Origin of the sequence: Hydrogenoanaerobacterium saccharovorans, assembly GCF_003814745.1 — a bacterium.
Taxonomy (GTDB): Bacteria; Bacillota; Clostridia; order Oscillospirales; family Ruminococcaceae; genus Hydrogenoanaerobacterium; species Hydrogenoanaerobacterium saccharovorans.
This window is the reverse complement of the sequence record NZ_RKRD01000001.1, coordinates 938,800-955,054: the sequence shown is the minus strand read 5'-3', so window position 1 is coordinate 955,054 and position 16,255 is coordinate 938,800. Positions and strand designations below refer to the sequence as shown.

Here is a 16,255-nt window from a genome sequence, read left to right as displayed (position 1 = left end):
GGGTTCACCTGTACTTATGCCGGCATGCCCGCCGTCCATTTATATCCAAAGCCCCAAACAGTCAGCAAAAATTGCGGTGCAGAAGGCTCATCCTCAATTTTCATCCGCAGCCTGCGAATGTTGACGTCAACAATTTTAATATCGCCAAAGTAGTTTTCTCCCCAAACTTTACTGAGGATATCGGAACGTTCCAAAGCCACATTTTGGTTGTTCAAGAAAAACTCCATAATCTGATATTCCACCTGCGTTAAATCGATGACTTGTCCGTTTTTGTAAAGCATACGGCTTTTCAGGTTTAGCGTAAACGGGCCGGATACAATCTCATCGGGTTGCTCTTTCTGCTGAGCCGCCATGGTAACACGGCGATGAATCGCATCAACGCGCGCAACCAGTTCTGACGGAGAGAACGGTTTGGTCACATAATCATCCGCACCAATCATCAACCCATTTACCTTGTCCATCTCCTGTGTTTTTGCCGAAAGCATAATAATACCGATGGAACTGCTTTGCGCACGGATTTTTTTACATACGGCAAACCCGTCTATTCCCGGCATCATAATGTCTAGCAAAGCAACATCAAAGTTGCCGTCGTTTTCTTCAAAAATGCGAAGCCCGTCTTCACCGTTTGCAGCATCTACAACCTCGTAGCCTGCCCTTTTTAAATTGATTACCACAAAATCGCGGATTGCATCTTCATCTTCTACTACCAAGATTCGTTTCATTCATCTAACCTCTTTTCTTAATCGATGATTTTATTACGGAAGAATGGTGAAGCGCTTTGAAACTTCTTCGTAAGATATCTGCAAGTTTTTATCCTCCAAATCGGACGGAATGATTGCAAGATATTCATAAATGCCGCGCTCACCCAAAATCCTGTAGTTTTCGGTTTCAAATTTATCCTTCATCTGGCTTTTATTGTTGGTACGCAAACGAAGTAATTGCTGAAAATCGTTATCCAAAGACTGGTCATACACAATAAAACTCCATTCATCGGTTGCCATCTGTCGTTTTACTGTTACAATATCAACCCATTCTTCAGGGTACTCAAAACGGTAACCGGCATCAACATTAATCACACCATACCAAAGCGGTTTAAAATCTGTACCGCTCCAACCAACATACTGCACCGAGTACATTTTATCGCCGTCCATACTGTCATCGTAGCCGGGCAAATAAGATGAAGCAGGCATATACGGCACTTCAATTTTGCCGTCTTGGTTAATATCTTCACAATAAACTTTTAGTTTGCGCTGTGTACTAATTTGTTTATCAATCGGCAGCTGCTCTAAAACATTCAGCATCTTACTGCGGCCGCTGTTAAATTCACATTTTAAAATATCCGTAATGTAATCGCCCGATTCGAGTAGCGAATCGATAAAAACTGCTTCGGTAATGCCGTCGAGCATACCAATTTGTACCCTTTCAAAACTGGAAATGCTGCTGTTTAGCGGAATGGAGGAGCTGCTTTTCAGTTCATCGTTGCTGTAAGAAACCAAGCGCGCCGATGCTTCGCCTGATACAAGATTACTGCGAAGCAACAGCAGTTCTATCATGCCGTCTTTATTAAAGTCGTACAGCAGTTTTTCGTTATAGCCCCATTCGGATGATTGCTGTACAAGCTGCTCATCCTGATACGCAAATACCGTGATTGTTTTATCTTTGTTGCCGGGTTGATTCCATGCAATCACAATATCTTCTGTGTCGACAGACGTCATTTTACAAAAATCAATACTCTCAATATTGCTGCCTTTTCCGCCGATATCATAGGTTGAAACCCAACCCGTATCTGTTTGGTTCAAAATGTTAACACGCACATTGCTGTCGCCCAACTGCGGGTCGTAAAACACCATTGCTTCGTCTTTACCGTCTCCATCCATATCATACAGTACAAACGCAGAGCGGTATTTGCCCGATTTGGGATACTTAAATTTTACATTGCTCGTTCCAAGTGCATCAAACAGTGCGTCACGAATCTTATTCTGCTCAGCGGTAAGTGTAGGCGGAATCATCAAATTTTCTGCGTTGAACTCCATATGAGAACAAGAGGAGAGCAAAAGCGCACAGATAAACATAACAAGCATTATTAAAATTTTTATAGCACGCAAGATGCCGCCCCCTTACCTAAAATACAACTGCATTTTATTATACTATATCCACACAATAAAATAAAGTGGAACATTGTTATGTTCCACTTTATCACAGAAATTTGAACAATTTATATATTTTTGTGTGCAAAGGATGAATTCATTGATACATGCTTTATTTTTACACCATAAAATGGTACAATAATGCATGCTATTTCTTATCATATCCAATTTTTATTTCGCTGTTCTGCACAAGGTTAAACAGTGAGGAGGCACACATAGGATATTGCTCTGTAATGCTTTCGGTTGTAAGCAAAGCATTATCCACATTTTTTACAGGCTCCTGTCCTTCCAACGGCATACCGCTTGCAAGTGTTTGGGCATTTGCACTGCACATCTGCATCATAGCCGATGCATAATTATCGGACAGCCGGTGGGGCACAGTAAACAGTGCATCTTGATTTTTTGGATTTATAGAATAAATAATTCGGAACATTCTGTAAACACCAAGCATTAAAAAAGATGATATTTCATTTGTAAGTGATTTACTGCCCACTCGCTGCAAAAGGTCAAACAAAACATTGAGCGAGTTCGCAATTAGTTTTTTGTTAAGCACCGGCAAAATACTGCCTTTGAATGTGTTTTCTTTCCCTGCTACGGTATCGGGTTCAGGAATATCATCCACCGTCAGTGTTGCACCGGCTCTATCCGGCGATCTGCCAAGCAGGTAGTCGCACGACACATGATAGAAATCGGCTGTACGAACCAGAAAGTCCAGCCCGCATTCGCGAATTCCTTTTTCATAGTGCGACAACAAAGCTTGTGAAATTCCTAATTCACAAGCAGCTTCTTTTTGGCTTATTCCCTTTTCCTTTCGCAAAAGCGTTAAAATTCTGGGAAAATCCGCATTCATAATTACACTACCCCCGCAATGCTTCTCAATCAATTCTCTACGTAAAGTAAATTATAATATATAATGATACCAATTGTAAAGACTGTAATCGAAATTATTCGACATTCTGAGTTAAAAAATATGTTTTTAAAAGGAGAATTTAGGTGATTACTTATAAAATCCATTTCATCCGCCATGGAATTACCGAGGGAAACCTCAAGGGCTTGTATGTTGGTCGCACCGATACCCCTTTATGTGACGATGGACGAAAAAAGTTGCTTGATTTAAAAGAAAATTGCGGTTACCCCGATATTCAAAAACTTTATGTAAGCCCGCTAACACGCTGCCGAGAAACTGCCGAGATCATTTATCCCGACAGTTTTACTGAAATTGTTCAGAATTTTACAGAATATGATTTTGGAGCGTTTGAGGGAAAAGCGATTTCAGAGCTCAAAACAGACCCTGCCTTTAATGCCTGGATTGACTCGGGAATGAAAACCCCGCCGCCCGGCGGAGAAAGCAGTACCGATTTGGAACAGCGCATAAGCGATGCTTTGGAATATGTGTTTGAGAACATGATGAAAAACAAATTGACCTCGGTCGGCGTAATTACACATGGCGGTGTGATTATGACCCTGATGGCAAAATATGCTTACCCCAAACGAGAAAAACCTTATGACTGGATTGTACCCAACGGCACCGGATTTACAATTTTAATGACCCCCCAAATGTGGATGCGCGATGAAGGATTCGAAGTATATGAGCCCATTCCTTACCGTTACCAGGCTTTCCAACGGCTAGGGCTGGAGGCATATCAGGAACAGTTACGTGAGTGGAACGAGGGTGGTTTTGCCGATGACCACTACTTGTATGATTATGCGGATGAGAAAGAAGACGAAAACGCAACGATGGTTACGCCCCGACAATAATCGCCTATTAAAGAATGAAAAAGGAGATTTAAAAATATGAATACATTAAAGGTTTGTATTTTGGCAGGTGATGGAGTAGGCCCCGAAATTACGGCAGAGGCAGTAAAGGTACTAAAGTCTGTTTGTAATGCGAAAAATTATGAACTGCAGCTCACAGAAGGTTTGATTGGCGGGTGCGCCGTTGATGCAGAAGGTATCCCCCTTTCACCGGCAACAGTAGAAAAGTGCCGAGCAGCGGGTGCAGTTCTGCTGGGTGCTGTAGGCGGCCCGCAATACGACAGTTTACCGTCCAATTTACGGCCCGAGGCGGGGTTGCTGGCTATCCGCACCAAATTGGGTTTGTTCGCAAATCTGCGCCCAACAAAAGTATTTCCGATTTTAAAAGAAGTTTCTCCTCTTAAAAATAAAATCATCGAAAACGGAATGGACATTTTGGTAGTACGTGAACTGACGGGAGGCATTTACTTTGGTGAAAAGGGCGTCACCGAGATAGACGGTGAACCATCTGCCTACGATGTAATGATGTACAGCGAATATGAGGTAGAGCGCATTGCAAAAGTTGCATTTGAGGCTGCCTGCAAGCGCAGACACAAGGTTACCTGCGTTGATAAGGCAAACGTGTTGGAATCTTCTAAGTTATGGAGACGTGTGGTCGATCGAGTAGCGGCAGACTACCCGAATGTGGAGCTGTGTTACATGTATGTAGACAACGCCGCCATGCAGCTGATGCGCAATCCATCACAGTTTGATGTACTGCTGACCGAAAATATGTTCGGTGATATCCTCTCAGATGAAGCATCGATGCTCGCAGGCTCTATCGGTATACTGCCCTCGGCAAGCACAGGGCACGGCACATTAGGGCTTTACGAGCCTATCCACGGCTCTGCACCGGATATCGCGGGGAAAGGCATTGCAAACCCGTTAGCCACCATCCTTTCGGTTGCAATGATGCTGCGTTACTCTTTTCACCTAGAAAATGAGGCGCTGTCAATAGAACAAGCCGTAGAAGACAGTTTATTCTTTGGCAGAACCCCTGATTTGGCCGACACCGCCTATCCGGCAAAAACCACCGCCGAAATCGGAAGTTTTATTGCTGAACGTGTTGCGGAAATATTAAAATAAACGAGGCAATCTGCTATGAAACTTAGAACACAAATCAAACAAAATGCCCGCCGTGCTTTGGGCGGCAACTGGGGAAAAGCAATCTGTATTTTTTTTGTTTGCCTTACCATCTATGTAATCTTCAGCTTGCTGCAGGGTCTCATTTCACTACTGCTTAATATCCCCGATTTTCAAGATGTTTTGAAAACACCTAGTTTTTATTTTGATGATGTAGTGAATTTATCGCAACTTTCAATCATTGTTGCAGCAATTTTCACACTGCTCAGCCTAATTGTCAATTCACCGCTGACATTCGGCGTAAAACAATGGTACTATCATCTTGTGGGTGGCGAATCAGATGATGTGGTATCCATATTTTCGTTTTTTTCATGCTGCAGATTATTCTTCAAAGTGATTTGGCACGATATCAATTTGATAATACGCAGGCTATTGTGGGCAATACCTTTTTCTATCATCCCCGGTATCATTACGGGTACTGCTGTTTTAATGCTTTACAATACGCAGCCTACCGATATTATGCGGCTAGGCGGTATTATGCTTTTTATGTTGGGGTTGCTTTTGGCATTGATTGCACAGGTATTCTTTGTTATTTTTACCAACCGTTACTTTCTCTCGGCTTACCTGATTGCTGAGAACCCGGAACTAACTGTAAAAGCTGCAATTAAAACCTCAATACGTTATACCAAACACAATAAAGGCAATATTTTTATGCTGCAGCTTTCATTTATTCTTTGGGGGATATTGTCTCTGCTTGTGCTGCCGTTGCTTTACGTGGTACCTTACTATAGTGCCGCGAATGCACTTTATGCAAAATATTTAATTGAACGAGGCAAACTGCACGAACCGGAAGACGAGACGGTGCGCTTTGATTTGCACAATAACGTAACCGGCGAAATTGAAAAATCAACTGCTTTTGAACAGAACGATACACACGATAAATAGAAACAATTTACAGAAGTTAAAAGAGATGGGCACGTTGTGCCCATCTCTTTTTTGTTTGCATATGAAATTACAGCGACTTCATGCTGTCCAGACATTCTTGACAGATATTCTTCCCCTTATAGATCGTAATGTCACTTGCATTGTTACAGAAGATACACGCAGGCGCATACTTTTTCAGAATGATTTGATCCCCATCAACATAAATTTCTAGAGAGTCCTTCTCTCTGATGTCCAAAGTGTTCCTCAATTCTTTTGGTAACACTATGCGACCTAGTTCGTCTACCTTCCTAACAATTCCTGTAGATTTTACCATTTTTTCATCCCCTTAACTAATTCTCCTGTCGAATAAACCCGTAATATAAATATATCGTAAACTTGAAAACATGTCAAATACTAGCACGTGTATTTTTGTACTATTTCATCCATTTTCTGTATAATTTACAAAATGTTCATAATATTTCATTTTCAATCATAAGATTGATGGTTAAAAAACACAATTTTGGAGGAGTTTTACATGATGACATGGATTTTTAGCGGTATGATTTTGCTTTCTGTGGTATTAGGTGCAATGAATGGAAGAATAACACAAGTTTCCTCTGCTGCATTAAATGAAGGCGGAAAAGCAATTGCATTAGTGATCAGTCTTGCAGGAATTATGAGCCTATGGAGCGGATTGATGAACGTAGCCGAAAAATCAGGATTAACCGAAAAATTCAGCCGTTTATTCTCACCCATATTACGTCTTCTCTTCAAAGGTCTTGACCCCAAAAGCAGTGCCGCAAAAGCAATTTCAATGAATATGGCAGCTAACATGTTGGGCCTTGGCAATGCAGCAACCCCGCTTGGCGTAGCCGCTATGCGAGAGCTGGAGGCGCTTAACCGCACCCCTGCTGTGGCAAGCGACTATATGGTCACATTTGTTGTTTTGAATACGGCATCTTTACAGATTATACCTACCACGACCGCAGCATTGCGCCTTCAAGCAGGTGCAGCCTCGCCATTTGATATTCTGCCTGCGGTATGGGTTACCTCAATCATTTCGGTGGTTTCTGTTTTAGTAATGTCCAGGCTTTTAAGGCGCAACAAAAAATTGCAGAGCTCTGTCACTTCACGTGCACCAAATTTATCCTCAACCAAATGATAGAAAGGATATTAACATGAAAAGTTTCTCGGATTATATTATACCAGTTGTTATGAGCGGTATATTATTATACGGCTTGTACCGCAACGTAGATGTTTTTGGAAGCTTTTTAGATGGCGCAAAAGAAGGGTTAATGACTTCATTCCGCATTATGCCGGCTCTCGTGGCATTAATGACTGCAGTAGGCATGTTTAAGGCATCGGGAGCATTGGATGTGATGACCTACTTTCTTTCACCGTTGGCATCTTTGCTGCATTTACCCCGTGAAGTAATTCCCCTTGCCATCCTTCGCCCCATTTCAGGTAGCGGTGCCATGGCAATTTTTCAAGACATTTTAAACAGTCACGGTCCTGATTCTATTATTGGACGTGTTGCAAGTGTCATGCAGGGGTCAACCGAAACAACGTTTTACACCATAGCTGTATACTACGGAGCTACAAAAGTGAGCAAAACTCGCCATACTTTACCTTCAGCCTTAACAGGAGATTTCGTTGGTTTTATGATGAGTGCCATTACAGTACAGCTGCTCTTTTACCGTTAAAAACACATTAAAATTTGTACTATAAAATGCCCGCAAAAAAGACACACAACAACAGTTGCGTGTCTTTTTAAGCATTCATCTAGGGCGACTATGCCTCTTTGGGAGCTCCAACGGGGCAAACACCTTCGCAAGCGCCACAGCTGATGCAAGTATCAGCGTCGATAACATATTTGCCATCGCCAGCAGAAATAGCAGAAACGGGGCACTCAGCCTCGCATGCACCACAGTTGAGACACTCGTCACTAATTACATATGCCATAATTGTTACACCTCCATAAAAGTTTCAAATTCATTGTACCACAGATCATAAATTTTGCAACCTTATTTGCACAATTATTCTACAAAAAACTACAAATTAATCAAAGCGCAAACACTACTTATCTTCCAAATCTTTAAGCGCAGCGGCTTCATCATGATCTACTCGAATTTGTGCGTCACGAATGATTTTGACTTGATCTTTATTATAGAGGCGGGCAGCACCGTCCGATTTTTCTATCTTCACCTTGAGCATACCGGTAAGCAGATTCACTTCTACCACCGTACCTCGTCCATCGGGTGTGCTGACAAACGCGCCTTGTTTTGGTGTACGGCGCAGCAGGTCTTCATATGCCTCTTGCTCATATTTTAAGCAACACATTAGCCTGCCGCAAGTGCCCGAAATCTTAGTGGGGTTTAATGATAAGCCTTGCTCCTTTGCCATTTTTATGGATACAGGTTGAAACTCCCCCAAAAAAGTGGAGCAGCAAAACGGTTTGCCGCAAATGCCGAGACCACCCAGCATTTTTGCTTCGTCACGTACACCAATTTGGCGCAATTCAATACGGGTACGGAATACCGATGCCAAATCTTTTACTAAGTCCCTAAAATCCACTCTACCGTCTGCAGTAAAGTAAAATAGTATTTTATTATTATCAAATGTGTATTCCACATCTACCAGTTTCATATCCAGTTTGTGAACGGCAATTTTATTTTCACAAATAGAAAAAGCCTGCTTTTCGCGTTGTTTGTTTCTTTCCACTTGCGCAAGGTCTTCTTCGTTTGCAGCGCGAATCACCTTTTTAAGCGGCTTTACAATATCGGTATCGCTTACCTGACGGTTGGGCATTGCCACCTCACCGCATTCGATACCGCGTGCGGTTTCAACAATAACGCGCTGGCCCAGTTCCATCTTTTGCCCGTCCGGGTCAAAATAATAAACCTTGCCCACATTTTTAAATCTTACGCCGATTACTTCAGCCATTTGTTACCTCCTATGGGTATGCCCCACGGTTAACTAGCAAAATGCCTACCTCATATCATTTCAACATCTCTGCCGCGAACGGTGGGTGCTTACAATTTATCTTGTGGTTTTGCCCCATCTGATTTTATCGAAGTGCATTTTTAATTTGAGAACAAAGCCACGCAGAAGCGAGCGGATAACCCATGTTTTGCTCCATCATGCGTAGCATTTCCTCTATTATATCAACAATTCGCCTGCACTGCAATGCAGAGATATAATTATCCAGTTCACATTGACCAAGCGGCGTTTTTTTGCCGCCGTACTTTCGCTTTATAACATCCATAAACACAATTTTAACACGTTTAAGGCATGCTGCAAACCCTTCTTTATCGTTTTCAAATTCTGCAAGTTCCGCCAGTAAATCGTACTCTGTGCCGCGAACTGCAGCATATGCAATTTTTTTTGAAGATTCGATTATCTTAATAAAACCTTCGTCGTGAAAACTTGCAGCCGCTTTACCGATATTGCCTTCAAATACCTCTGCTGCCATTAAATATTCCTGCTCACTGTGTTCTGGTGCTAGCGTATGCAGTACTTGGGCGCAGATACTGATGGGAGGGTTTTCAATGCGCAGCATGGTAACGCGAGAAACGATGGTTTCGAGCAGGCGAGAATGATTATCGCAAGTGAGTATAAACATTACGCCTTTGGGCGGTTCTTCCAAAACTTTCAGCAGCGCATTTTGTGCCTGCACTGTCATATTTTGTGCATCTGCTAAAATATATACTTTACGCTCTGCCTCGTTGGGTTTTATATTTGCCGAGGCACGAATATCACGTATGGCATCTACATTTACATTTTTGGATGATTGCGCCCCGTCAATCAGCATAATATCGGGGTGAACCCCTTGCCCTGCTTTTTTACAATGGCGGCAAATTCCGCACGGCTTGTCCTTACCCGAACATACTGCGGCAGCTGCAACTATTTTGGCAAATGTTTTTTTACCGCTGCCGCTCTCGCCCTCCAAAAGCACTGCATGCGGCAAACGCCCGTCTTTCCATCCCAAGACGAGCGTTGTTTTTGCAAGATTATTTCCGTAAAATGAATCTAACAATTGGTTCTCCATTCTAAAAAGAACTTACAGTTTTTCAAACTTTTCTACGTCCAGCACAAAGATTGTGGCACCGCCTACAGTAACCTCAACCGGGAAGGAGGTGCACATACCAACACCGTAAGATGCGGAGGATGGAACCATTTGCTTGCGCTTTTTGCTGTAAGTACCAACAATATCCATGACCGTATCTACCTTATCATCATCTGTACCGATGAGGAAGGTGGTATTCCCGCTCATAAGAAATCCGCCGGTGGTAGCAAGCTTTGTCACCGAAAAGCCCGCTTTGGTAAGTTCCGAAGAAACAATAGCACCGTCGTCGCTGGATACAATGGCAAGAATGAGTTTCATAAAAATACCCCCTTATGATGTAAATAGTTTGAAACATCATTGTAATGAATATTACTAAATCCTATTACTATAATACCACTTTTATACAACAAATTCCACATGTTTTTAAAAGTTTCACTGCTTCATCATCAATTTTTTCGCCGGGAATCACAATGGGAATACCCGGCGGACAAGGGCAGACCATTGCAGAGGCAATACGCCCCGTGCTGTTTTCTATCGAGACCATTTCGCTGGGCGCAAAAATGGCACTGCGTAAACTCATGGCAGGCTCCAGACGGGGGACAACTTGTGCGGAGGTACTTTGTACTGCAGGTAGATCCCAAGCATTCAAGAATTTTTCTACTCGACGGTAATCGCCGCCGAGGTTTTCAGGGCTTGCCATCAGTACTGCCCACATATCGCTTACATACTCCGGTTCAATGCCCCCTGCACGCAGGCGCTCGCCGAATTGACTGCCCGATATCCCCCAGTTGTAAACTGAGAGCACTAGTTTTGTGTAGTCGCGTGTACCAGCTTTTGAATCCAGCAGAACAAAACCTTTTTTCTCTGCAAGCTCTTCGAGAGCCCGTACTCTGCCGCACACCGCCTCAAACTCTGCCAGCAACTCACCTTTTTCAATATAACTGATACATCGGTCGCACGAGAGCATGATGAGGTAATTGGGGCTGGTGGAGCCAAACATAGACATACGCTGTTTTGCCGCCGGGATGTACCGTTCGTTTGCAATGTGGAGCAATGCACCGCCTGTCAGTACGGGCATTGTTTTATGTAACGAGTCACAGCACATATCCGCGCCTAAGTCGATAGGGTGAAGGCTTGGTTTGCGAAACTTTAAATGCGAGCCATGTGCATTATCTACAAGCAAAGGCACACGATAAGAACGGCATATTTTAGCAATTTGTTCTACATCACTGAGGATACCGAAATAATCGGGGGATGTGATATAAACGGCACAGACATCAGGGCTTTTTTGCAGCTCTACCCGAACATCCTCCGGGCGCAGCCTGCCCCCCATACCACAACCCGCGCTTTGGTCGGGGTAAACCCAAATTGGGCTGAGCCCCAACAGCGCCATTGCATTAAGCGCAGATGTATGCAAATTTCTGCCTGCAATGATTTTTCCGTCTTCTCGTGCTACCAGTGCCAGCATTGTTTGTATACACAATGTTGCGCCGCCTGCAGAAAGCAACGTGCGTTTGGCACCGTATATGCGGGCAAAAGCTTCTTCGGTCTCTCGAATAGCACCATTTGCTTCGTATAAACTGTCTACTCCCTGCACCTCTGTAATGTCGTACAGGTAAGCATCGCTGAACCGGTTGGGTTCACGGTGCATCAGAAAGCCCTTATGCCCGGGCATGTGAAAGCGAGCTGCATCGCGCTTTAAATACTCGTTTACCGCCTTTACAAGCGGAGTTTGCTTTTCCATTTTCCTAACTGTTACCTTTCAGTTTACGCTTGATTTTATTCAATTTATCTTTTGATTCAATTGCAAGGTCTGTCAGCTTGCAAGCAGCCGGATTGTAAATGTAATTAAATTCACCTATCAATTCGTCAAGCTGCCCGTTAAAGCCTTTTTTAAAGCGATATAAACCATACATGTGGTTACTCTCATCCAATATACCCGACACACCCTGAAAATCGTAAACAGAGCAGCCTGTCTCGATTGCCCAGCAAATCATCTCCCACTGTACCAAATAGTTTGGCATTACATTGCGGTAGATGTTATCGGATGCGCCGTAAACATAGCAGGTTTTGCCCGCATAGTTGGTTGTAATGGCACCCGATATAGGTTTATCCTCATAAAACGCCATATACATGCGAACATTTTCACCCAGTGCATCGAGCATACGCTTAAAGTAAGATTTGGGGCGTACATTAAAGCCGTCACGTTCGCCGGTAGTTTGCATAATACGCACAAAGTCGTCCAGGTACTCTTCGCCAACAACGCGCACTTCTACCCCGCGCTTTTGCGCTACACGGATATTGTAACGTGTTTTTTGTGTAAGAGATGCCAGTACCTCTTCTTGCGTTCTGCCCTCGATATAAAGGCGATAGTTAAAACGCGCTTGTATGGTTTCAAAGCCCTCGGGCCCTGCAAAATGCTCAAAACCCATCCCGAGCGCCAGCTTCATAAATTCGGTGTCGGTCATCAGGGTATCGGGGTCCATCTTAAACATATGTGCCTTATAGCGCTTTGCCAGTTCGTCTATACCATGTTTTAAATCGGCAAGTACAGCCTTATCGTGCAAATCGCACACAGGCCCGCGGGGAGAATATAAAAAAGAAGTGCCTATAAAAGGAATCTTCTGAATAAGCACCGCGCAACCGCCTACAATTTTACCTGCATCATTACGCGATACAACCACTTCGTAACCCCAGTTACTTTTTACATCGCGCCATTTTATCGACTGGGTAAAGCAGCTTTGCGGATGCGAAGACGCAAAAGCCTCATATTCGTTGTATTGTTCCTTGGACAGTATTTCCAATGGTTATTCACTCCAATCTTTTCGCTCATCCTATAACTAAATATTATACCACATTCTACCGTACTTGTGAATGACCGCTGATAAGCCTGAGGTTGCGCTCCAACATGCTTGCCCCGCGCCAACCATAGGCACGCGTTTTGTATAATTCACTGTAATTATCTAAAGTTAATATAGGCACAATATTACAATAAAAATCGTTAATAGGGGTAGATTTTGGGTTGCGGTTAAACGGGCAAACATCGGTGCAGATATCGCACCCCCAGGCAAAACCGCCTTGCACGATGCTTTGTTGTTCAAAAGCAGAAAGCTCACCTTTTTTTTGCGTGATTTGCGAACGGCATTCTGCCGTGTTTATCCTGCCCTTTTTGCCAATAGCACCATTTGGGCAAGCGTTTATGCAAAGCGAACATGCACCGCAGGTTTTTACCGACGGAATGGCAGCAGGCAGCTCAAGTGTTGAAACAATTTCTCCTATAAAACAATATGAGCCGTAATCTTCGGTAATAAGCTGTCCATTTTTACCTATGAATCCAAGCCCTGCCAAATACCCCGCGTATACTTCGCGTACAGGGCTGCTGTCGATAAAACTTTCAAAGCTGTGCTCAGGGAACTCCTTACGCAGAATATCAACTGCTTTGTTTAGAAGTTTTCGGGTTATGGTATGGTAATCATCCACTATGGCATAACGCGAAAGATTACGGTTGGGGTAATCGCCTACATAATAAGGGAATAAACAGACAAGTATGCTTTTTGCCCCAGCAGGCAGTCGCTGCCCTGCACGGCAGTTCATCAAGGGGAACGTGTCGGTAAATCGGCATACCCCAAAACGTGGAATTCCGCAATCTTCTATAATTTTTTTTACTTGTTCCGTAGTTTACTCTCCTCCCCTCTTAAAACTGCATCGGTAATAATATTTTACCTAGTTTTTTAAAAATAGCAAGCAAAAGGAGCAGACTTTTGTCCGCTCCTTTTCAATATAGTTCAGTCAAGAAACTTTACAATCTATTTTGCCCTAAACAAACATTTAGTTGCATTTTGAATAACCGCAGGAACGGCAGGATACACAACCGCCCTCATGCTCCATTTCTGCACCGCATTCGGGGCAGAATTTTGCAAGTTTTTGGTAACGCTCTGCGTCTGCTTCCATCTGTTTTGTAATTTTTTCAATCGGTGGTATTTGGTTTGCATCTGTGTTTTGCATTGTTAATTTTTGATAATCGGCAACCCTACGGATGATTTTCGCCATAGCATCGGGGCAAGAGGTACACTTCATACCCGGTTGGCGGATGGTTGACGGGCAGCGAATGCCTTTTAACTGGTCAATCACTTCATCCACACTTACACCCGAACGCAGTGCAACGGATGCCAAACGTGCAGTGGCTTCAGATTGGGACGGGCATCCTCCTGCCTTACCGGTGTTGGTAAATACTTCGCAGATACCGTTTTCATCGTAATTAACGGTAACATACAGGTTACCGCAGCCAATTTTCATACGCTCTGTCATACCGTTTACAGCTTCTGGGCGTGGACGCGGCGTGATATTGGTAACATATTTTGCAGAGGATTTATCAGCACCGGAATCTTTCTGTACAGAACCGATGTTGAGAACTTGGCTGTCACGGCTGCCGTCGCGGTAGATGGTAACGCCCTTACAATCCAGCTTATATGCCTGGATATAAGCTTCTCGTACATCCTCACGGGTTGCATCGTGCGTAAAGTTGACGGTTTTTGATACAGCATTGTCGGTATGGCGCTGAAATGCTGCTTGCATTTTAATATGATGCATCGGGCTGATGTCATGCGAACAGACAAAAACTCGTTTGATGTCTTCCGGGATTTCGGGGAGATGTTGCAAAGAACCCTCCGCAATAATCTCTTTCATCAGCTTATCGGAATAGATGCCCCGTTCCACAAGCACCTGCTTCAAAATGGGATTGGTTTCAATCATCTCCGTATTATCCATTACATTGCGGATGTATGCAAATGCAAATACCGGCTCGACACCCGAAGAGCAGCCTGCCAAAATAGACAATGTACCCGTAGGCGCAATCGTTGTTACCGTGGCATTTCGCAAAGGAGCACCGCTTGCAAATACACTTTCAGAAAACAACGGGAAGCTGCCGCGCGTTTTTGCAAGTTCATGGCTCGCTTTTCTGCCGTTTTCGTTTATAAAGCCCATAACCTTTTCAGCAAGAACAACAGCTTCATCCGAGTTATAGGCAATCCCCATTCTTAACAGCATATCTGCCCAGCCCATAACGCCAAGCCCTATTTTTCGGGTAGCTTTGGTGGTTTTATCTATCAGCTCCAGCGGGTACCGATTCACCTCAATGACGTTATCAAGAAAATGCACTGCTGTATTTACAATACGTTTTAACTTCTCATAATCTATAACGTAGGTGCCGTCCTTGTCCATTTTTAACACAGAAAGAAGATTGATAGAACCGAGATTACATGATTCATACGGCAACAGCGGCTGCTCACCGCACGGATTGGTACTTTCAATTTCACCTTGCGAGGGCACAACATTATCGCGATTGAGGCGGTCAAGAAAGATGATTCCCGGCTCGCCATTTCTCCAAGCATTGTCTACAATTTTATCAAACACCTCTTGCGCGTTCAGCTTGCCGATTTCCAGTTTTGTTCTGGGGTCATACAGGGGATAATCCTCGCCTTTCAATGCAGCCTCCATAAATTCTTCGGTAACACCCACAGAGATATTAAAATTCGTAATATCTGCATTGTCTTTTTTACAGTCGATAAACTGCAGAATATCCGGGTGGTCAACACGCAATATGCCCATATTGGCGCCCCTGCGCGTGCCGCCCTGCTTTACTGCCTCGGTTGCCATATTGAATACCCTCATAAAACTGACAGGCCCCGATGCCACGCCGCCGGTAGTTTTAACCGTACTGCCCGAAGCTCTCAGGCGGGAAAATGAAAAGCCTGTACCGCCGCCGGATTTGTGAATGAGCGCAGCCTGCTTAATCGCTTCAAAAATCTCTTCCATGCTATCCCCCACCGGGAGAACAAAGCATGCAGAAAGCTGCCCCAGAGGCCTGCCTGCATTCATCAGTGTTGGGGAGTTCGGCAGAAATTCCAGCTCCGTCATCATATTGCGGAATTCTTTTGCGGTTTGTTTTGTATCCGCTTTCGAATCAAAATGCAAATCAGCGTCCGCAATTGCGTTTGCTACACGGTCGAACAACCCTTCAACTGTTTCTATCATTTTGCCTTCTTCATCTTTTACCAAATACCGTTTTTCTAAAACAGTTAAACCATTTTTACCAATCTTCATTTAGTGCACCTCTATATCTGTATTTTGTCAGTATTTTAATACTAGATATTGTAGCACGTATCTCTTCGAAACGCAATATCTATTTGATTTTTTCGAAAAATAAGTACAGAGACACTATATATAGTGTCTCTGTACGCTA

17 protein-coding genes are annotated in these 16,255 nt (G+C 43.6%); 5 read left to right on the top strand and 12 right to left on the bottom strand.

Annotation, left to right across the window (positions count from 1 at the left end; genetic code table 11):
- Positions 1–14 precede the first annotated feature (14 nt).
- The 3 genes from EDD70_RS04430 to EDD70_RS04420 form a co-directional block, all read right to left on the bottom strand.
- The gene (locus EDD70_RS04430) at positions 15–722 is read right to left on the bottom strand and encodes a response regulator transcription factor (protein WP_092752616.1); all 708 of its coding nucleotides are present in this window, start codon (positions 720–722) and stop codon (positions 15–17) included.
- A 33-nt stretch (positions 723–755) separates the two neighbouring features.
- Positions 756–2,105 carry an RNA-binding protein gene (locus EDD70_RS04425; protein WP_092752618.1) on the bottom strand — a complete coding sequence of 450 codons (1,350 nt, stop codon included), beginning with the start codon at positions 2,103–2,105 and terminating at the stop codon, positions 756–758.
- A gap of 190 nt (positions 2,106–2,295) precedes the next feature.
- A complete protein-coding gene (locus EDD70_RS04420; RefSeq protein ID WP_092752620.1) occupies positions 2,296–2,997 on the bottom strand; it encodes a helix-turn-helix domain-containing protein in 702 nt (233 codons plus the stop codon).
- Between the two features lie 143 nt (positions 2,998–3,140).
- Between EDD70_RS04420 and EDD70_RS04415 the strand changes: the two genes are divergently transcribed.
- From EDD70_RS04415 to EDD70_RS04405, 3 genes are read left to right on the top strand one after another with little or no spacing between them, the layout of a single operon-like run.
- Complete coding sequence (locus tag EDD70_RS04415; protein ID WP_092752622.1) at positions 3,141–3,905, top strand: histidine phosphatase family protein; 765 nt, start codon at positions 3,141–3,143, stop codon at positions 3,903–3,905.
- 36 nt (positions 3,906–3,941) lie between these two features.
- On the top strand, positions 3,942–5,027 hold the full coding sequence (gene leuB, locus EDD70_RS04410) for a 3-isopropylmalate dehydrogenase (protein ID WP_092752624.1): 1,086 nt from the start codon (positions 3,942–3,944) through the stop codon (positions 5,025–5,027).
- A 15-nt stretch (positions 5,028–5,042) separates the two neighbouring features.
- The gene (locus EDD70_RS04405) at positions 5,043–5,969 is read left to right on the top strand and encodes a DUF975 family protein (RefSeq protein WP_092752626.1); all 927 of its coding nucleotides are present in this window, start codon (positions 5,043–5,045) and stop codon (positions 5,967–5,969) included.
- A 67-nt stretch (positions 5,970–6,036) separates the two neighbouring features.
- Here the strand turns inward: EDD70_RS04405 and EDD70_RS04400 are convergent, their stop codons facing one another.
- Positions 6,037–6,282: an AbrB/MazE/SpoVT family DNA-binding domain-containing protein gene (locus EDD70_RS04400; protein ID WP_092752628.1), complete on the bottom strand. Its 246-nt coding sequence runs from the start codon at positions 6,280–6,282 to the stop codon at positions 6,037–6,039.
- 201 nt (positions 6,283–6,483) lie between these two features.
- Between EDD70_RS04400 and EDD70_RS04395 the strand changes: the two genes are divergently transcribed.
- Together EDD70_RS04395 and EDD70_RS04390 are read left to right on the top strand one after the other, a co-directional pair.
- Positions 6,484–7,110 (top strand): nucleoside recognition domain-containing protein, encoded by a 627-nt coding sequence (locus EDD70_RS04395; protein WP_092752630.1) that lies wholly within the window; start codon positions 6,484–6,486, stop codon positions 7,108–7,110.
- Between the two features lie 16 nt (positions 7,111–7,126).
- Entirely contained in the window at positions 7,127–7,651 is a 525-nt protein-coding gene (locus EDD70_RS04390) for a spore maturation protein (RefSeq protein WP_092752632.1), read from the top strand.
- Positions 7,652–7,739: 88 nt separating this feature from the next.
- Here the strand turns inward: EDD70_RS04390 and EDD70_RS04385 are convergent, their stop codons facing one another.
- The 8 genes from EDD70_RS04385 to EDD70_RS04350 form a co-directional block, all read right to left on the bottom strand.
- Entirely contained in the window at positions 7,740–7,910 is a 171-nt protein-coding gene (locus tag EDD70_RS04385; protein ID WP_092752634.1) for a DUF362 domain-containing protein, read from the bottom strand.
- A 114-nt stretch (positions 7,911–8,024) separates the two neighbouring features.
- Positions 8,025–8,891 carry a PSP1 domain-containing protein gene (locus EDD70_RS04380; protein WP_092752636.1) on the bottom strand — a complete coding sequence of 289 codons (867 nt, stop codon included), beginning with the start codon at positions 8,889–8,891 and terminating at the stop codon, positions 8,025–8,027.
- 124 nt (positions 8,892–9,015) lie between these two features.
- The gene (locus EDD70_RS04375) at positions 9,016–9,984 is read right to left on the bottom strand and encodes a DNA polymerase III subunit (protein ID WP_162840817.1); all 969 of its coding nucleotides are present in this window, start codon (positions 9,982–9,984) and stop codon (positions 9,016–9,018) included.
- 24 nt (positions 9,985–10,008) lie between these two features.
- Positions 10,009–10,332 (bottom strand): cyclic-di-AMP receptor, encoded by a 324-nt coding sequence (locus tag EDD70_RS04370; protein ID WP_092752640.1) that lies wholly within the window; start codon positions 10,330–10,332, stop codon positions 10,009–10,011.
- A 67-nt stretch (positions 10,333–10,399) separates the two neighbouring features.
- Entirely contained in the window at positions 10,400–11,758 is a 1,359-nt protein-coding gene (locus EDD70_RS04365; RefSeq protein ID WP_092752642.1) for an aminotransferase class I/II-fold pyridoxal phosphate-dependent enzyme, read from the bottom strand.
- A 4-nt stretch (positions 11,759–11,762) separates the two neighbouring features.
- Positions 11,763–12,818, bottom strand: coding sequence for a lipid II:glycine glycyltransferase FemX (locus tag EDD70_RS04360; RefSeq protein WP_092752645.1), 1,056 nt, complete (start codon positions 12,816–12,818; stop codon positions 11,763–11,765).
- A gap of 55 nt (positions 12,819–12,873) precedes the next feature.
- Positions 12,874–13,608 carry an epoxyqueuosine reductase gene (locus EDD70_RS04355; RefSeq protein ID WP_092752647.1) on the bottom strand — a complete coding sequence of 245 codons (735 nt, stop codon included), beginning with the start codon at positions 13,606–13,608 and terminating at the stop codon, positions 12,874–12,876.
- 234 nt (positions 13,609–13,842) lie between these two features.
- Positions 13,843–16,116: a vitamin B12-dependent ribonucleotide reductase gene (locus EDD70_RS04350; protein WP_092752649.1), complete on the bottom strand. Its 2,274-nt coding sequence runs from the start codon at positions 16,114–16,116 to the stop codon at positions 13,843–13,845.
- Between the last annotated feature and the right edge of the window lie 139 nt (positions 16,117–16,255).